Consider the following 17,769-nt stretch of genomic DNA (forward strand, 5'->3'; position numbering starts at 1 on the left):
TAAGAGTAAGTATCCGTGACCTAATTATACCCAAGCTAACCATTCACACAAATCAACATGAACACTAGAAGAAATTTCCTCAAATCAGCCGGAACTGCTACTATAGCGCTTAGCCTAGGTTTGCCTAAACTAGCTTTTTCATCAGCTAAAGCCGCACCGCTTTTTAAGATATCACTCGCAGAATGGTCCTTGAACAAACAACTTTTCTCCGGGAAAATGGATCACTTAGACTTCCCCATTCTCACTCGAAAAGCTGGGATAGAAGCAGTAGAATATGTCAATCAGTTTTTTATGGACAAGGCCAGGGATACGGCTTATCTCAGAGAAATGAAAACCAGAGCTGAGGGAGAAGGAGTTCGCTCAGTATTGATCATGTGCGACGGTGAAGGAATGCTCGGGGCAGAAACTGGGCAAGAAAGAAGTCAAACAGTGGAAAATCACAAAAAATGGGTAGAGGCGGCTAAATTTCTAGGTTGCCATTCCATTCGTGTGAACGCCTACTCTGCAATACCCTGGAGCACCTCAGAAGAAGACTACAAAAAGTCAAGTGATCTCGCCAGTGCAGGATTGCATGAGCTGTGTGAATTTGCCGACGACTTTGACATCAATGTGTTAATAGAAAACCATGGTGGCTTTTCAAGTAACGGAAAATGGCTTGCTGAAATGATCAATAAAGCTGATCATTTCCGTGCGGGAACACTTCCTGATTTCGGAAATTTCAGAATCGCAAACCTAGATGGAAAAGCCATTTCTTACGACTCTTATCGTGGTGTAGATGAATTGATGCCAAGGGCGAAAGGAGTAAGCTTAAAGCCAAAGGTTTGGGATGATATGGGCAATGAATCACCACTAGACTATTCCAAAATGATGAAACTTGTGCTGACACATGATTTTCATAAATACGTAGGCATAGAACATGGGGAAGAAGGCCGGGAGTGGGAAAGCATAGAAGAGATACGAATAGAGCTGGAGAAGGTGAGAGACCAGCTCCAAAAAGAGGGATAATCCACCACTTAGACTTAATCGAAGTATTCAGGAGCACATCTATTTACTTTTATGAAAACTGATTTTCTAGGCACGGTCCCCGTACTGCCATCTCAAAATATTGCCCGGGATTTGGATTGGTATTCCCGAAACTTTGGATTTGTCAAGACCTTTGGTGATAACCTGTACGCAGGCATGCGCTTGGAAGAAATTGTATTGCATTTACAATGGCACGCAGATACTCCCGAAGACCCGCTTTTGGGAGGATCTGTTGTAAGGATCTTTGTTAGAAATATTGAGCCATATTTTGAATCGCTGGTGATAAAAGGAATTGTGAAATGTGATAAACTTCTCAGAAATACAGATTGGGGAACGCATGAATTTGGCCTTTATGACCTGAACAACAATGCGATTTTTATTGTAGAAGATATTAATTCCTCTTCCGAAAAAACTTCCTGACTTATCGGGTCGATAAGAACAGGAAGTTCTATTTTCGTTTATGAAACAACAACTCGGACAAATTGCAATTTTAGTAAGGGATTACGATGAGGCTATTGACTATTACACCCAAATTCTGGGATTTGAGCTGATCGAGGACACGCATCTCAGTGATGTAAAGCGCTGGGTCCGGGTTTGCCCTCCTGGCTCGGACTGTCAATTGCTTCTTGCCAAAGCTGCCGACGAATTACAACGAAATCAAATTGGTTTTCAGGCTGGCGGAAGGGTTTTCTTATTTCTCTACACCGACAATTTCTATAGAGACTATCATAATTATACTGCACAGGGAGTGGAATTTATCCGGGAACCATCGGAAGAGGCCTTTGGAACAGTCTCAGTCTTCAAGGATTTGTATGGAAATCTCTGGGATTTGATAGAACCAAAACAATGATCAGTATTCCTCCATCGGTTTGCAGGAACTTCCCTTTCACTAGTAATTTGTAATTTTAAATTCACTCATTTTAGATTTTCAATTGGATACACAGCCCAACAATCCCCTTCACGGAGTCAAGCTTGCAGATATAGTCGAGCATCTAGTCGAATTCTATGGCTGGGAGGAACTAGGGCAGCGCATCACCATACGCTGCTTCACCCACGATCCCTCGGTCAATTCCAGCTTGAAATTTCTTCGAAAAACTCCTTGGGCCAGAGAGCGGGTAGAAGGACTGTATTTAAAATCTTTGCGCGATGCTAAAAAAAAATGAATTGATTACCTGGCCACAAAGAAGACAAGAAGGTTTATCCAATCTTTACAACTTTTCAGGTTCAATTATATGAGCCCCATGACTTGGATCTAGGATAGTGAACTCTTTAGACTTCTATTCTTCTTAAGCACAAACTTGCAGCCTGAAGCTACAATACTTTGAGTCCAAGCCTGCCGTCCCAGGCTGTTCTGAAGAACTAGATAGACATCTCGCTCAGCCTAAATCTTTGTGGACTTAGTGGTTAAAAAACCTGACAAAAAAAGCCCGAAGAAATCTCCGGGCTTTTCGTTTTATGAATTGTGGTTATTATACATAGTTATTTAACATCACCGGCATTACCAGCATCAGGATGTCTTCGTTTTCGTCTTGCTCAGCAGGAAGGATCAAGCCTGCACGATTGGGAGCAGAGAACTTTAGGCTGACTTCCTTGCAAGAAAGATTGTTCAGCATCTCCACCAGGAATTTTGCATTGAATCCGATTTCAATATCCTCTCCATCGTGGTCACAAGAAAGTCTCTCGTTCGCTTCATTAGAAAAATCAAGGTCTTCTGCAGAGATCAACAATTCACTGCCTGTCAATTTCAATCTCACCTGATGCGTAGTTTTATTTGCATAGATCGCAATACGACGTAGGGAACTCAATAATTCCTGACGATCAATGGTCATCACATTAGGATTTTCCGCGGGGATTACATTTTCGTAATCCGGGAAACGTTCGTCGATCAGACGACAGATCATCTTAATGTTATTGAAATTAAAATAAGCATTTGATTGGTTGAACTCCACGGTTACCGGCAGATTCTCGGAAGGCAAAGTTGACTTCAATAAGTTCAGGGCTTTACGCGGGATAATCAACGTAGCTGCCTCTTGGGAAGCGATATCTACTCTTCTATATCTGACCAATCTATGCCCGTCAGTAGCCACAAAAGTAGTATTGGTTGGACTTAGGTTGATATAAACACCTGTCATAGCAGGCCGAAGTTCATCAGAACTGGTAGCGAAGATCGTATTGGAAACTGCAGAGGAAAGAACATCAGTGGACATGTCTACAGAAGTAGCATTGCTTACTGTTGGGATTTTCGGGAAATCGGTAGCGTTCTCACCAGCCAATCTGTATCGCCCGTTATCAGAGCTGATCTCTACTGCATACGTATCATGATCAATGCTGAAAGTCACTGGCTGTTCGGGCAGGTTCTTCAAAGTTTCAATCAAAATCTTGGCAGGCACTGCGATATTTCCATCCTCTTTGGCCTCCACGCTGATTTCGGTGATCATCGAAGTCTGCAAATCAGATGCAGTAATAGTCAATTCACTCTCTTTGATCTCAAAAAGAAAATTCTCCAAAATTGGCACTACAGGATTGGTGGTCACCACACCGTTGATTGCCGAAAGCTGCTTTAAAAGGGCAGAAGAGGAAACAATAAATTTCATATCGTAGGGCTTAATTTATTTTTACTTTTGAATGGGGGTAAATTTATAAATAAATTCTAATTCGAACCGTGGTATAACCGATTCTCTGGAAAATTAATGGAATACAAGGGCATTAATCATCTAGTTTAGTTGCCTGCTGTATTTATTTCTCCGAATCCACCAGATTAACCCGCCAAGAATCACCAAAATGATCACTGGCATCAACACATTGAGTACTTGCCAAAAGGCCTTTTCCTGCGCAATCTTCACCTTATTTAAGGGACGAATCTGAAAAGTACGGGTTCGGGAAGCAATGATACCTTCAGGCTCGGCAAGATATTGAACTAGGTTTTTCAGAAACTGTTTATTCGCGAAAGTGGTTTGGCTAAACGGATCTTCCCCCAGAGCTAATGGAGTACCATCTTCAAGATTGGTTTGAGCTTGAAAAACATCTCCATCTCCAATCACCACTACTTTCCCAATTCCGCTTTCCTTGAAATCTGCCTTCGAAAAACCTTCCGGAAGAAATCGGTTCTTGTACAGGGAAGTAAATTCTCCTTCCAACAAATAGGCTAATGGTAAATTTCTCATACCAAACTCTTCCACCTTAGGCTCACGTTCCATATCCGAAAAAGCCACCCGTGCAGGTGCCGGAAGAATCTTCGTCAAATCAGAGCTAAACATCAACGGTGTTTTCCTGACCCCGTCAGCCTTTACCGTATCAAGGCTGCTGGCAAAGCGGTATTGAACCACATCAAGACCTTTGGTAATCGCATGCTCCTGCATTCTTGCTGCCAAAATATAAAAAGGCCAGGGTAAAGGCACCATCTGCTGTTGATCTCCAAAATTCCCGCCCATCACGGGGATATAACCAAAGTTCAGGTCCTGAATCAAATCTTTATTCACGCGAATCCCATACCGGAAAAGCAATTTATCCAGCCCCAGCTCTACAGGCATAGCCAAAGTCCCTTGGCCTCCGGCATTTTCAATCTCAACCGCTACTCCATCTAGTAATACCACTAGATTACCTCCTCCCATGACATATTGATCCAATAAATAAATCTCCCGCTCAGTATAGCTCTCTTTTGGCCCTTGGATAAAGATTATCTTAAAGCCAGCTAAATCTGCCGATTTCTCTGCTTGCTCAAGCGGGACCTTGAAGAGCTCGAATTCTCCATCCAATGCCTCCACCAATCCATAGCCTTGATCAGAACTCATCTCTGCGTGACCCATGATCATCGCTATAGAAGCTGTCTCAGGAGAAATCAGTTTGCGGATGGCATTGCTGAGCTCAAATTCCAGATTTTCAATGGACTGGTTGAGGATTTGATCCTGTCCCATTCCCCGCTCACCTTTCAAGACAAGTGCACCCGTTTCATATTCCTCATTGCTAACCAAAATTCCTGGCCAAATCAGTTGCTCCTGTTGTCCAGAATTTAACCGCACGGAAAGATTTGTCGGAATGATACCATGATCCGACAGGGATAAAATAAAATCCCCTCGCTCTTCTTCAGGTAAACTCAACGGATCAAAATAAGAATAGGTGATCTTTTCGGGGCTAAAAGCATTGAAAGTCCGAACCGTTTCCTCTATTGACATTTGTAGGCGACGGAATTCTCCCGGGAGGTTTTCTCCAACCAATAGAATCTCAACATGAATAGGTTCGGTAATATCGGCAAGGACTTCCTCAGTGGCAGGATGAAGAGAATAGCGTTTTTCCTCAGTTAGGTCAATCCGGAAATTCAGGAATTGAGCCAACAAAACAAACACTAGAATTCCGCCCAAAAAGAATAGCCATGGCTTGGCGATATGTAAGGCGGTATTTTTCATTTATTTCTCAAAACCAAAACTGCCCCACCCAAAAACAGCCAAATCATACCGGATAAAAAGAATAAGTCAGAAGAGTCAACCACTCCCCTGCTCAGATTGATGTAATGAAAACTAAGACCAAGATCATCTGCCCAATACGAAAGGTTTCCAAGCTGCATATCTGCCACAGCGGAGAAACCGAAATAAAGCACAAAGCATAAAAATACACCAAGTACAAAAGCTACTACTTGCTGCGATGTCAAAGAGCTGGCAAACAATCCTACAGCAGCGAACACCGCCCCGATCATAATTAAACCAATCCAAGAACCGAAAAAGCCCGCTTGATCTAAATTTCCTGGAGGATCGCCAAGTTGTATAATGCTATAGAAGTAAAGTAATGTTGGCAAAAGTGCCACCAGAACCAGGCATAGTAGTGCAACGTATTTTACCAAAACTATCTGCACCAAAGAAAGAGGCGAAGTCCTTAAAAGCTCCCAGGTACCTGCTTTCCGCTCATCTGCAATAGCCCGCATAGAAAGAGCGGGAACCAAAAATGTAAATACATAGGGTGTATAGGTAAACAATACTTCCAGGTCTGCAAATCCGTATTCCAGTACGCTGCTTTCTGGAAAAACCCAAACAATCAAACCCATCGCTACCAGAAATAACGCGAGAACCAGGTAACCGAGAAGGCTTCCGAAAAAGGCGTTGATTTCTTTAAGAAAAAGGCTTTTCATAGTTACACGTTGGTAATTTCCCGGAAAATTAATTCCAGGTTCTTCTTACTTTGATTAAGGCTGACAAGATTCAACGAACGTTCATGGAGAATCGTCATAATGGCTTTTCTAGCGACGGTAGGATCTGTAGTGGAGATGAGCAACACATTGCTTCCCTTTGATCCGAAATCAACTTTGCCCACATTTTCGAACCATTGAAGCTCCAAGTCTTCCTCCGTTTCCAGAATTAAAATCGTTTCGTTAGAATTGGATTTCAAATTAGTAAGCGAGTCCGCAACAAGAATTTTACCCTTGTTAATAATGACTACATCCTGGCAAATAGCCTCCACTTCCTGCATGATATGCGTGGAAAGGATTAGCGTTTTGTCCTTGGCCACTTCCTGGATCAGATTTCTTATTTCCACCAACTGATTAGGATCAAGTCCCGTAGTCGGCTCATCTAAAATGACTATTTGCGGATCATGGATCAAAGCCCTGGCCAGTCCCACACGCTGGCGATAGCCTTTTGAGAGCTGACCAATTTTTTTGTGTTGCTCTGGCTCAAGACCAGTTCTAACAAGCATTTCCTTAATCCTGGATCTTAACTTATTTCCAGATAAGGCATACAGTCCTCCGGAAAATTCAAGAAATTCCCGCACATACATGTCTAGATAAAGCGGATTGTGTTCAGGCAAATAGCCTATCAATTTACTTACTTCCTGGGGATTGATCAGCGCATCCCTTCCTAACACTTTCACCTGACCGGCATCAGCCGACAAAAAGCCGGTGATGATTTTCATCGTAGTGGATTTCCCCGCACCATTTGGCCCCAAAAAGCCTAGAATCCTTCCTGGCTTGGCGGCAAAAGACACCTCATCAAGTGCTTTCTGTGTGCCGTATAATTTGGTAAGCTGGGATACTTCGAGTGACATGGGGCTTTTTTAGTCAGTCAAAAGTAAGGAAAAAATAGAGTTTTCATGAACTGAAGCGCATTTGGATAATCCATAGTCGGTAATGCATGTTTTCAAATTAAAGTAATGGAACCAGATATAAACCCTATCCATTTTATTATCCGGTACATTCCCTGCCTGGCTGTACTACAAATGGTCCGTAGGTTAAAACAAGGATTCATCAATTAGGATTAGTACATTCGGGTACATTACACCGATAGTATCAGTGTCACCATCTACCCTGGGGCCATGGGGTCTTTGTTTGCCCACTTGGTGAAGCATCACCGGAGACTATCGGTCAATATATCCTTTCACAAGGTCAGTTATCCTTGTGCCTTAAACCCCTTCCACGCTAAAGCGATGAAGGGGTTTTATAACACAGAATATAAATTTGTATTATATCATATAAACCACAGACGATGAAGAGACTTCTACTCCCCCTACTGCTAGTCCCGATGATCATGGGAACGGGCAATCTTTCTGCCCAATCAGACCTGCACCCAGCTATTGATACCAAAGCAAATTCCATTGAAGCAAAAGTGATTGAATGGCGGCGGGATATTCACATGCATCCTGAGCTGGGAAACCAGGAATTCCGGACAGCAAAGAAAGCCGCGGATCATCTGCGCTCACTTGGAATAGAAGTCACCGAAAATGTGGCGGTGACAGGTGTTGTCGGCGTGTTGAAGGGAGGAAAACCCGGGCCAACCGTAGCACTTAGAGCTGATATGGATGCACTTCCAGTGACGGAACGAAATGATTTGCCATTCAAATCTGTTAATACCGCGACCTATAACGGTCAGGAAACAGGTGTAATGCATGCTTGTGGCCATGATTCGCATGTAGCAATTCTAATGGGAGTGGCAGAAGTACTCGCTAGTATGAAAGCTGATTTGCAAGGCACGGTAAAGTTTATTTTCCAGCCAGCTGAGGAAGGAGTGTTTGATGCAGAGATTGCCGGAGCTGAACTCATGGTGAAAGAAGGCGTGATGAACGATGTAGATGCGGTTTTTGGGCTACATATTAATTCCCAGACTGAAATAGGGAAAATCGGGTACAGATCCGGGCCGATCATGGCAGCAGTGGATAATCTGGAGATCACGGTAAAAGGTGTCCAGGCCCATGGAGCATACCCTTGGTCCAGTGTGGACCCAATTGTCACCAGTTCTCAGATAATCATGGGGTTACAGACCATCCTTTCGAGAAATGTGAATGTCACCCAAAATCCAGCAGTAGTCACCATCGGAGCTATACATGGTGGGATCCGCCACAACATCATCCCCGAAGAAGTGGAACTGATCGGGACAGTCAGGACTTTCGGAGATGAGCAACAGGAGTTGGTTCACAAGCGCATCACAGAGATTGTGACCAATATTGCCGAAAGTGCCGGGGCTACTGTGGATCTGAAGATAAATAAGCTATATCCCTCCACAGTGAATCATCCTGACCTAACGAAGGAAATGCTCCCCTCACTGGAAGCTGCAGCGGGTGCAGAAAATTTAATTTATTTGAATCCGGTTACCGGAGCTGAGGATTTCAGCTTTTTTCAGCGAGAAAAGCCGGGAGTATTTGTATTTCTGGGAGGCATGAAAAAAGGAGGCGATCCGCTTACCACACCATCCCATCACACGCCGGGCTTCACCATAGACGAGGGAGGGTTTGTACTGGGAATAAGAACCTTGAGCTACTTTGTAGTGGATTATTTGGGACAGAATAAGTAGAGGCTAGCTAGCCTTAAGTATCAAGAAATTCAATTAGAAAAGAGGGGGAACTTTAAACGCCCCCTCATCGTATTTTTCGAGAATGAAGTTTCCTTCGTACAATTTTTCATACGCGGCAACCTTCCCAGCAGTGTCATTGGTAATAAATGCAGTTACTAATTCATTGAAAGCAGGAAATCCTAGCGCTTGCTGCAGTCCATGGCCATCGTTGAGCAGCAGCAACGTGCATTTAGAATAATATTCTGCCAGCACATCGTATGATTTGGAGTAAATCATACGATCTAAAGCAGCTCCAATCAAGATCATTTTCCCTTCGAATTCCAGTAACCGATCGTAGTTGGTTCCGAAGAAAGCAAATTTGCTGCTTTCATATTCGCCCCAGAGTGGACCACTCCATTTTTTCAACACCTCTAATCTTGGGTTGGCCTTTTGCAGGGAATCTTGCAATCCTGAGAGAGCTATCCCATGTTCAAACAATCTTACCACTAAAGGCAAGTTACCTGCTATGAGTTGAGTGGCAGCAATCCCTGACAATAAGTCCTGAAAAGTCAAAAATCCCATCAGGTTCTCTTTAGAGGAGAACTTCTGATTCTCACTATCGAAATTTGCATAGTAGCTAAAATCAACTTTCTGCTCAGCACTAAGTTTCACATCCGGGAACGATAATTCTGCGGAAGGAAAATTCAGATTGTTTTGAATGTCAAAAACCAACGGATTGACGCTGATCATTCTTTTCACATGCTCAGGAAATAAGGATAGGTAATGCTGCAAAACCATGGCAGCCGAAGAATGTCCCAACAAAATCATCTGCTCATTCCCGAGTAACTCCTTCCTGATTACTTCAATATCGCGGGCTACTTGATCTTGGTTGTAAAGTTTGTATGCTAACCGATAATCCGGACTTCCAGAAAGCATCACCCCCTTCTTTAACTGTTCGTTATCCTTTCTTCCTTTGATCAAAACAAAATTGCTGGACTCCGTCAAATCCAGCAATCCAATAAAAGGCAAATACAGCTCATCAAATGAATCCTCTAAGAGGAACACCGTTTCCTTTCCCGAATCAAACCCATTTATAAATTCAACCTGAATTTCGATTTTCCTTGAATTCGGAAGTTGATGATCGTAGGGTACTAAGAAAGGCTGTGCCTGAAGTGAAGCACTGATAACTAAGAAAAGTAAAATTAGTCTCACAACTTAAATTTGCTCACTGCAAACAACAGATCCTATAGAGCAAGCTTCATTTTATATAAATTAACTGAAGCTGTTTCGACTAATTATTTCCCCTTATTTTTCTGATGCTTGGTCTTCAGCTGATTTCTATTGGTTTTGGCCTTGGAGTTTTTATTTCCGCGCTTCTTCTCTTTTTCCTGTGTCTCCAGATGCGGGTTTGTTTTTTTCTGCTCTTTCTTCTCATGAAAAGCGCCTTTATAATCAGGATTATCCCGTTGTAACAGGCGATCCAGTTCACGGGCATAGGCCTGCTTTTCTTCGAAAGGTGTTGCAGACACATCAACTTCATCGGGAATCGGAGCCTCTTCCACCTTCATGCGGATGATCTCCTCAATTTTTTCAAAGTGATATTCCTCAGCAGGATTCACAAAACTGATCGCCTTGCCTTCGTTAGTTGCCCGCCCTGTTCTGCCAATTCTATGCACATAATCCTCATAGATCAGTGGCACGTCAAAGTTGACTACATGAGAAACCATTGTCACATCAAGGCCTCTGGAAGCCACGTCTGTAGCAACAAGGATCCTTACCTCCCCCCCTTTGAAATCCTCAATGGAATTAATCCGTGTATTTTGTCCTTTATTGGCATGAATCACGCGCACTTCACCATAGCTACGGTGACTTAGGAATGCAAACACCTCTTCCGCATTTCTTCTGGAGCGGGTAAAAATGATTGCCCGATTGATTTCCTCATTCCTGAACAAATGCGCGAGAAGACTTAACTTTGTTTTAATATTAGGTACCAAATATTTCACCTGACCTATGGTCTCAGCTGTGGTTGCCTGAGGAGTTACCTCTACTCTTTCGGGAAATTCTAAAAACTCAGCAGCAAATCGATCGATGCGTTCACCAAAGGTTGCGGAGAAAAGCAGGTTCTGCCTCTTTCTCGGGATGATTTCCAAAATTGACCTGATTTGAGGCATAAATCCCATATCCATCATTTTGTCGGCTTCATCCAGAACCATGGTTTTGATTTCCTTGGTCAGGATTTTCCCTTTTCTATAGATATCCAGAAATCTTCCCGGTGTGGAAACGATAATATCCACCCCCTTCTCCAGCGTTTCTATCTGGGTCTTCGGCCCCAAGCCACCATAAAGGGAAACCATTCTGAGATCCGTATTTACGGCCATTTGCAGCACCACTTCTTCGATCTGCATTACCAGTTCCCGAGTAGGCGCCAATATCACTGCTCTGGCATGATCCCCCTGTGCATATTTCACTTTCATAAGCAGGGGCAAAACGTAAGCTGCAGTCTTTCCTGTGCCTGTCTGGGCTATTCCCAACACATCATGACCTGCAAGTGCAAGAGGGATTGCTTTTTCCTGGATAGGCGTAGGATGAACATAGCCGGCATCGGCCACCGCATTCAATAATTGCCTATTTAGCTTAAATGCTTCAAAAGTTGAGGCCTCATTGCTCATGATTCGTTAATTTTGGTTGAACTAGTAAAATCCAAAAAGGAGTTAAGATGAAAAGTATTTTGATCACCGGTGCAAATATAGTCAATGAAGGCCGGATAAGTCCGGGTGACGTGTTGGTAGAGAACGGAAGAATCTCAAAACTGGGAGAAGACCTCAGCGGAGAGAAGGCTGATATTCATATTGACGCCACTGGAAAACACCTATTTCCTGGACTAATAGATGATCAAGTACATTTTAGAGAGCCTGGCCTTACCCATAAAGCGGAGATCTATACTGAAGCAAAAGCCGGTGTAGCGGGCGGAACTACTTCCTATATGGAAATGCCGAACACAATTCCTCAGGCAACTACTGTAGAATTGCTGGAGCAGAAATATTCCAGAGCTGCTGAAGTTTCATTGGCGAATTATTCTTTTTTCATGGGAGCTACAAATAGCAACTTGGATGAGATCATGAAAGTTGATTTTGAACAGGTTTGTGGTGTAAAGATTTTCCAGGGCTCTTCCACCGGCAATATGGTCGTGGATAATATTGAGTCATTAGAAGGAATTTTTAAAGAGTGTAAAGCAATCATCGCCATTCACAGTGAGAATGACAACATCATCAAAGCAAACCTGGATGAATTCAAATCCATTTATGGCGATGATATCCCCGTGAGATTCCATCCGAAAATAAGATCCGAGGAGGCTTGCTATGATGCATCAAGCCGGGCTGTAGCTATGGCCAAAAAATACGGCACCCGCCTTCATATTCTCCATATCAGTACTGCAAAAGAATTGGAGCTTTTTACCAATGCTATCCCTGTGGAAGAGAAAAAAGTGACTGCCGAGGCATGCATCCACCATATGTGGTTTTCTGAAGCAGATTATGACACAAAAGGCAACTTGATAAAATGGAACCCTGCTGTAAAAACAGCGAAAGACAGGGAAGCGATTTTTAATGCAATGCTAGACGGTACCATCGACGTAGTCGCCACAGACCATGCGCCTCATACCTTGGAGGAGAAAGCGCAGATTTACACCAAAGCTCCATCAGGCGGGCCCCTTAATCAGCACAGCTTAGTTGCAATGCTTGACTTCTATCATCAAGGAAAAATCAGTCTGGAGAAAATCGCGCTGAAAATGAGCCATAACGTCGCTACCTTATTTCATATCAAAGAAAGAGGATTTATCAGAGAAGGATATTATGCTGATTTGGTGCTAGTAGATTTAAACAGCCCATGGAAAGTTGCCAAGGAAAATATTTTATCCAAATGTGGCTGGTCTCCATTTGAAGGACATACATTTCAGTCAAAAGTCACCCATACAGTCGTTTCTGGACATTTAGCGTACGAAAACGGAACATTCAACGAAGAACAGAAAGGTGAGCGTCTTAATTTTTCAATAAAATTTTAATAATCATCTTGCGCTGATCCAGCTTAATTATTACTTTTGCAGACCGTTTGGAAGAAACCAGTCCAGATGATTAAATGGTGATTGTAGCTCAGCTGGTTAGAGCGCTGGTTTGTGGATCCAGAGGTCGCCGGTTCGAACCCGGTCTTTCACCCCAAAAGCCCCTCAATATGAGGGGCTTTGTTATTAACAGAGCCTCTATTGGCATAGCATTTGATAAAACCTGCCAGAACTAAACCAACTTCAGATGTTTACTTTGTTCAAAACTTCGCCGAAATTTCCCCAAGTAAAACCTATCAACATAAGAATGGCAAAAAGCTACTTGATGAAATTTGAAGAATCGCTTAGAAATTTCGAGGAAATCCAAAAAGAAGCGATTCGTTCTTGATTATCTCTTCAAAAACCAAAGGTTATGGAAACATAACCTTTATTTTTTCCCTTTATATTTTTCTTATCGGTGCAAAACTCTATTTTTAACAACATAGAATTTTTCCCGCATGAGTTATATCCATTTCGATAAAACACAACTGATAAATCTGAATTATTCCCTCGAAAGAGAGATCATCAGATCTAACCGTTCAGGTGCTTATACAAGTACTTCCATTATATGTTGTAATACCCGTAAGTATCACGGACTGCTCGTAGTACCTCAGCCTCAAATCGATTCCCAAAGCCACGTTATGCTATCTACCGTCCATGAAACGGTCATCCAGCGTGGAGCAAGTTTTAATTTGGGCATCAGCAAATTCCCTGGAAATTATTCGCCAAGAGGACATAAATATCTTGAAGATTTTGATTCTGAGCCAATCCCGAAATTAACCTATCGGGTGGGTGGCGTCCTATTGCAAAAAGAATTGATTTTGGATACAAACAGAGATCGTTTGATGATCCGGTATACGCTACTGGACGCACACTCTCCAACTAAAATCAGAGTTCAGCCTTTTTTGGCATTTAGAGGATATCATGATCTTTCCAAGGCGAACACCTATATAAACAAGAAATACAAGAAAGCTCCTAATGGGGCAGTCTTTCATCTTTACGATGCGTACGACCCGCTTTATCTGCAAGTATCCAAAAAAGCAGATTTTGTACCTGCACCGGATTGGTATTACAATATTGAATACATCCTTGAGCGAGAGCGAGGATATGATTACCAAGAGGACTTGTATGTTCCGGGGTATTTCGAATTTGACATCGAAAAAGGCGAATCTGTCATATTTTCCGCTGGACTGACAGAAGCAGATCCAAAAACCCGCCAAAATGCCTTTGAAAAGGAAATTGCGAGAAGAATTCCGAGAAGTAACTTTATAAACTGTCTCAAAAACTCAGCAGGTCAATTTATAAGGCAGCGCGATGGAGACACAAGAGTTATTGCAGGGTATCCGTGGTTTGGCTGGTGGGGAAGGGACACCTTTATAGCCACTCCCGGACTTACACTCACCACAGGAGACACCAAGACTTTTCTCGACATCATGGACACCATGTCCAGAGACCTGAAAGGCCCTCTTTTCCCGAATGTTGGAAGCGGAGTGACCACCAATATGAATTCCATAGATGCCCCGCTTTGGTACTTCTGGACATTACAGCAATACATCATATACACTGGAGATACCAAAACCATTAAAGACCGTTATCTCGGAAAAATGAAGGGGATTATAGATGGCTATCTGGAGGGGACTGAGTTCAATATCCATGTACAGGAAAATGGTCTGGTATACGGAGGGGAAGAAGGAAAAGCCCTCACCTGGATGGATGCAGTCACACCTGACGGACCAGTCACGCAACGAAACGGGTGCCCGGTGGAAATTCAAGCGCTCTGGTACAATGCCTTATGCTTTTACCATGAATTGACGGGTGATGAAGAAGCAGCAAACTATGCCGCAAAAATCAAAGATAATTTCGAAAAAGAATTCTGGTCTGATGAACATGGACACCTGGCAGACTGTGTCGATGGAGAAGAAAAAGATTGGTCAATCAGACCAAATATGATCTTTGCTACCTCATTGCCCTATATTATGCTGAGCGAAGAGAAATGTGATCAAGTGTTGGAGACGGCTAAATCAAAGCTTCTTACCACAAGAGGAATGCGATCACTATCACCAGATGATCCAGCCTACAAAGGTTATTACTTTGGAGACCAAACCAGTAGAGACGAAGCTTATCATAATGGTACTGTGTGGGTCTGGCCATTAGGACATTTTGTAGAAGGATATATTAAACTCCATGGAAAATCCGGAGCGAATTTTATCGAAAAAATCGTAAAAGGTTTTGACGGTGTAATGACACAATACGGAGTTGGGGCAGTAGCAGAAATATACGATGGAGATCCTCCACATCGCCCGAAGGGAGCGATTTCGCAGGCTTGGAGTGTATCAGAATTGCTAAGAATGATGGATTTGGTCAAGAAGATATAAAAGACTTTTTATGAAGGTGCTAATGTTTGGGTGGGAATTCCCACCACATATTTCTGGAGGTCTTGGAACAGCGTGCTATGGATTGGTCAAGGGGATGGCCCATCATAGTCAAGACATCATATTTGTAGTGCCTAAACTCTGGGGGGACGAAGAGCCACTTGCGGATTTTGTCAATGCGAGTGATATCACCATAGATTACCGCGAAAAACGGTTCAAAAAATTCTGGAAAAACCTCACCTATTTAGAAGTGAGCAGTTTTTTGGTTCCTTATCTAGGCCCGGATGAATTCAAAAAGTATACAGACTACACGATCCACGACAGGACTGACGTAGATGAAAGTGTATTTTCTAACAAATTTGAATTCAGCGGAAAATACGGCAAGGACCTAATGATGGAGGTTTCACGCTATGCCCTGGTGGCAGCACACATATCCAAGGCAAAGGAGCATGATATCATCCACGCCCACGATTGGCTTTCCTTTCCGGCGGGCATCGCTGCAAAGGAAATCAGTGGCAAGCCTCTGATAGCACATGTTCATGCCACAGAGTTTGACCGCTCTGGCGAATCTGTCAATCAGGTAGTCTACGATATAGAAAGATCCGGAATGCATGCTGCAGACCATATTGTCGCGGTAAGCCAATTGACCAAAAACATCATCATCAACAAATACGGAGTATCCGCAAATAAAATTACTGTGCTCCACAATGCTGTGCTGGATGCGAGTATAATCAAGTCCAGCTACAAGAAAAAAGTCCCTGAAAAAATCGTGACCTTCTTAGGAAGAATCACTTTTCAAAAAGGTCCTGAGTACTTCGTAGAAGCAGCCAAAAAAGTCATTGAGCGAGATCCCAACGTACGTTTTGTGATGGCAGGAAATGGGGATTTATTGAATCGGATGATTAATCGTGTAGCTGAATTACGGATGGGTACCAAGTTTCACTTTACTGGCTTTCTAAAAGGCGACGACGTAGATCATATGTATGCTATTTCGGATGTGTATGTGATGCCGTCCGTATCCGAACCTTTTGGGATTTCACCTTTGGAGGCAGTGAGGCATAATACCCCCGTTATAATTTCCAAACAATCCGGCGTTGCAGAAGTCCTCAATAACGCCATTAAAATTGATTTTTGGGATATTGACTCCATGGCAGATGCGATTTTTGCCCTGCTACACTATGATGGCATCTCCAGGATGTTTAAAGAGCTGGGAACAGAAGAACTGAAAAAATTAAAATGGGAGCATGTGGCCGAAAAACTAGTCACAGTGTACCAGAAAACATTACAACAGATACCATGAGAACCATATGCTTTTATTTTCAGGTTCATCAGCCTTACCGTCTGAAACCTTATCGTTTTTTTGACATTGGAGAGGATCACCATTATTGGGACGACTTTTCCAATCGCAGTATTATGAGGAAAGTAGCGCAAAAGTGCTATTTACCCATGAATGCCCTGCTTCTCGAGCTTATCAATAAGTACAATGGAGCATTTAAAGTCAGCTTCTCTATCTCGGGTACTTTTATGGATCAAATGCAGGCTTATGCACCAGATGTCTTGGAGAGTTTTCAGAAGTTAGTAGCAACAGGGCATGTGGAATTATTGAATGAAACCTTTTCCCATTCCTTGGCATCTCTCAAAAGCAAGGATGAGTTTAAAGATCTCGTTTATAAACATCAGGCAAAAATCAAAGAGCTTTTCAATGGATATACTCCAAAAGTCTTTAGAAATACAGAATTAATTTATTCCGACCAGATAGGAGCTTTAGTTGCCGAAATGGGATATGATGCCATGCTGACAGAAGGAGCTAAGCATATTTTGGGATGGAAAAGCCCAAACTATGTCTATCTAAATAGCATTGAACCGAAATTAAAAATCCTCTTGAAAAATTTTCAACTGAGCGATGACATTGCATTTAGATTTGGGAATAAGGCATGGAATGATTATCCGCTAACAACTGATAAGTTTATAGACTGGATCAACGCTATTCCGAATGAAGAAGAGACGCTAAATCTGTTTATGGATTACGAGACATTCGGTGAGCATCAATGGGCTGAAACAGGCATATTTGATTTTATGAGACACCTTCCAGAGGCAGTATTTACGAAGACCAATTTCGGTTTTTCTACGCCATCGGAAGTAGCTTCAAAAATTTCTCCTGTCGGAAAAATCCACGTGCCTATTCCTATTTCATGGGCTGATGAAGAAAGGGATTTGACCGCTTGGCTCGGGAATGACTTGCAAGATGAAGCATTTGATCGGCTATATGATCTGGAGAAATTAGTCAACACCATTGACGATGAGGAGATTCAGCGTGACTGGAGGTACTTGCAGACTTCGGATCATTTCTATTATATGTGTACCAAATTCTTCTCTGACGGTGACATCCACTCCTATTTTAGTCCTTATGATTCTCCTTATGATGCCTTTATTAATTTCATGAATGTGCTAAGCGATTTTATGATCAGGCTTAAGGAAAAGACAAAAACTCTTACGGAAGCCTAAAAAGAAGGCTTCCTAAGGGGAAAAA

General features: G+C 42.7%; 15 protein-coding genes and 1 tRNA gene. 10 read left to right on the plus strand and 6 right to left on the minus strand.

Features of this window, described 5'->3' with window-relative positions; genetic code table 11:
* Positions 1-57: 57 nt before the first annotated feature.
* The 4 genes from AS141_RS20135 (at position 58) to AS141_RS20150 (ending at position 2,186) form a co-directional block, all read left to right on the plus strand.
* Positions 58-1,005, plus strand: a complete 948-nt coding sequence (locus AS141_RS20135) for a sugar phosphate isomerase/epimerase family protein (protein ID WP_057939498.1) — start codon at positions 58-60, stop codon at positions 1,003-1,005.
* A 51-nt stretch (positions 1,006-1,056) separates the two neighbouring features.
* Positions 1,057-1,443 (plus strand): glyoxalase/bleomycin resistance/extradiol dioxygenase family protein, encoded by a 387-nt coding sequence (locus AS141_RS20140; RefSeq protein ID WP_057939499.1) that lies wholly within the window; start codon positions 1,057-1,059, stop codon positions 1,441-1,443.
* A 40-nt stretch (positions 1,444-1,483) separates the two neighbouring features.
* On the plus strand, positions 1,484-1,873 hold the full coding sequence (locus tag AS141_RS20145) for a VOC family protein (protein ID WP_057939500.1): 390 nt from the start codon (positions 1,484-1,486) through the stop codon (positions 1,871-1,873).
* A gap of 82 nt (positions 1,874-1,955) precedes the next feature.
* Positions 1,956-2,186, plus strand: a complete 231-nt coding sequence (locus AS141_RS20150) for a VF530 family protein (RefSeq protein WP_057939501.1) — start codon at positions 1,956-1,958, stop codon at positions 2,184-2,186.
* Positions 2,187-2,492: 306 nt separating this feature from the next.
* Here the strand turns inward: AS141_RS20150 and dnaN are convergent, their stop codons facing one another.
* The 4 genes from dnaN to gldA form a co-directional block, all read right to left on the minus strand.
* Positions 2,493-3,617 carry a DNA polymerase III subunit beta gene (gene dnaN / locus AS141_RS20155; RefSeq protein WP_057939502.1) on the minus strand — a complete coding sequence of 375 codons (1,125 nt, stop codon included), beginning with the start codon at positions 3,615-3,617 and terminating at the stop codon, positions 2,493-2,495.
* 120 nt (positions 3,618-3,737) lie between these two features.
* Entirely contained in the window at positions 3,738-5,426 is a 1,689-nt protein-coding gene (gene gldG, locus AS141_RS20160) for a gliding motility-associated ABC transporter substrate-binding protein GldG (protein ID WP_057939503.1), read from the minus strand.
* Positions 5,423-6,142: a gliding motility-associated ABC transporter permease subunit GldF gene (gene gldF, locus AS141_RS20165; RefSeq protein WP_057939504.1), complete on the minus strand. Its 720-nt coding sequence runs from the start codon at positions 6,140-6,142 to the stop codon at positions 5,423-5,425. The genes gldG and gldF overlap by 4 nt, the downstream gene beginning before the upstream one ends.
* Before the next feature lie 2 nt (positions 6,143-6,144).
* Positions 6,145-7,053, minus strand: coding sequence for a gliding motility-associated ABC transporter ATP-binding subunit GldA (gldA, locus tag AS141_RS20170; protein WP_057939505.1), 909 nt, complete (start codon positions 7,051-7,053; stop codon positions 6,145-6,147).
* 437 nt (positions 7,054-7,490) lie between these two features.
* Here gldA and AS141_RS20175 point away from each other — a divergent pair, with 437 nt between their 5' ends.
* Complete coding sequence (locus tag AS141_RS20175; RefSeq protein WP_057939506.1) at positions 7,491-8,792, plus strand: amidohydrolase; 1,302 nt, start codon at positions 7,491-7,493, stop codon at positions 8,790-8,792.
* A 33-nt stretch (positions 8,793-8,825) separates the two neighbouring features.
* Here AS141_RS20175 and AS141_RS20180 read toward each other — a convergent pair whose 3' ends face one another.
* Positions 8,826-9,983, minus strand: a complete 1,158-nt coding sequence (locus AS141_RS20180) for an alpha/beta fold hydrolase (RefSeq protein ID WP_057939507.1) — start codon at positions 9,981-9,983, stop codon at positions 8,826-8,828.
* Positions 9,984-10,066: 83 nt separating this feature from the next.
* On the minus strand, positions 10,067-11,440 hold the full coding sequence (locus AS141_RS20185; RefSeq protein WP_057939508.1) for a DEAD/DEAH box helicase: 1,374 nt from the start codon (positions 11,438-11,440) through the stop codon (positions 10,067-10,069).
* A gap of 47 nt (positions 11,441-11,487) precedes the next feature.
* Between AS141_RS20185 and AS141_RS20190 the strand changes: the two genes are divergently transcribed.
* The 5 genes from AS141_RS20190 (at position 11,488) to AS141_RS20210 (ending at position 17,744) form a co-directional block, all read left to right on the plus strand.
* Positions 11,488-12,831, plus strand: coding sequence for a dihydroorotase (locus AS141_RS20190; protein ID WP_057939509.1), 1,344 nt, complete (start codon positions 11,488-11,490; stop codon positions 12,829-12,831).
* Between the two features lie 77 nt (positions 12,832-12,908).
* Positions 12,909-12,985: transfer RNA gene (locus AS141_RS20195), tRNA-His, on the plus strand.
* A 340-nt stretch (positions 12,986-13,325) separates the two neighbouring features.
* On the plus strand, positions 13,326-15,242 hold the full coding sequence (locus AS141_RS20200) for an amylo-alpha-1,6-glucosidase (RefSeq protein ID WP_057939510.1): 1,917 nt from the start codon (positions 13,326-13,328) through the stop codon (positions 15,240-15,242).
* 10 nt (positions 15,243-15,252) lie between these two features.
* Positions 15,253-16,539 carry a glycosyltransferase family 4 protein gene (locus tag AS141_RS20205; RefSeq protein WP_057939511.1) on the plus strand — a complete coding sequence of 429 codons (1,287 nt, stop codon included), beginning with the start codon at positions 15,253-15,255 and terminating at the stop codon, positions 16,537-16,539.
* Positions 16,536-17,744, plus strand: a complete 1,209-nt coding sequence (locus tag AS141_RS20210; RefSeq protein ID WP_057939512.1) for a glycoside hydrolase family 57 protein — start codon at positions 16,536-16,538, stop codon at positions 17,742-17,744. The genes AS141_RS20205 and AS141_RS20210 overlap by 4 nt, the downstream gene beginning before the upstream one ends.
* The last annotated feature ends 25 nt before the right edge of the window (positions 17,745-17,769 follow it).

It is taken from the genome of Algoriphagus resistens (genome assembly GCF_001442615.1).
GTDB lineage: Bacteria > Bacteroidota > Bacteroidia > Cytophagales > Cyclobacteriaceae > Algoriphagus > Algoriphagus resistens.

Coding starts and splice junctions, on each gene's coding strand:
- AS141_RS20140 (WP_057939499.1), top strand. CDS start 1,057: ATGAAAACTGATTTTCTAGGCACGGTCCCCGTACTGCCATCTCAAAAT.
- AS141_RS20185 (WP_057939508.1), bottom strand. CDS start 11,440: ATGAGCAATGAGGCCTCAACTTTTGAAGCATTTAAGCTAAATAGGCAA.
- gldG (WP_057939503.1), bottom strand. CDS start 5,426: ATGAAAAATACCGCCTTACATATCGCCAAGCCATGGCTATTCTTTTTG.
- AS141_RS20210 (WP_057939512.1), top strand. CDS start 16,536: ATGAGAACCATATGCTTTTATTTTCAGGTTCATCAGCCTTACCGTCTG.
- gldA (WP_057939505.1), bottom strand. CDS start 7,053: ATGTCACTCGAAGTATCCCAGCTTACCAAATTATACGGCACACAGAAA.
- gldF (WP_057939504.1), bottom strand. CDS start 6,142: ATGAAAAGCCTTTTTCTTAAAGAAATCAACGCCTTTTTCGGAAGCCTT.
- dnaN (WP_057939502.1), bottom strand. CDS start 3,617: ATGAAATTTATTGTTTCCTCTTCTGCCCTTTTAAAGCAGCTTTCGGCA.
- AS141_RS20205 (WP_057939511.1), top strand. CDS start 15,253: ATGAAGGTGCTAATGTTTGGGTGGGAATTCCCACCACATATTTCTGGA.
- AS141_RS20175 (WP_057939506.1), top strand. CDS start 7,491: ATGAAGAGACTTCTACTCCCCCTACTGCTAGTCCCGATGATCATGGGA.
- AS141_RS20135 (WP_057939498.1), top strand. CDS start 58: ATGAACACTAGAAGAAATTTCCTCAAATCAGCCGGAACTGCTACTATA.
- AS141_RS20190 (WP_057939509.1), top strand. CDS start 11,488: ATGAAAAGTATTTTGATCACCGGTGCAAATATAGTCAATGAAGGCCGG.
- AS141_RS20200 (WP_057939510.1), top strand. CDS start 13,326: ATGAGTTATATCCATTTCGATAAAACACAACTGATAAATCTGAATTAT.
- AS141_RS20145 (WP_057939500.1), top strand. CDS start 1,484: ATGAAACAACAACTCGGACAAATTGCAATTTTAGTAAGGGATTACGAT.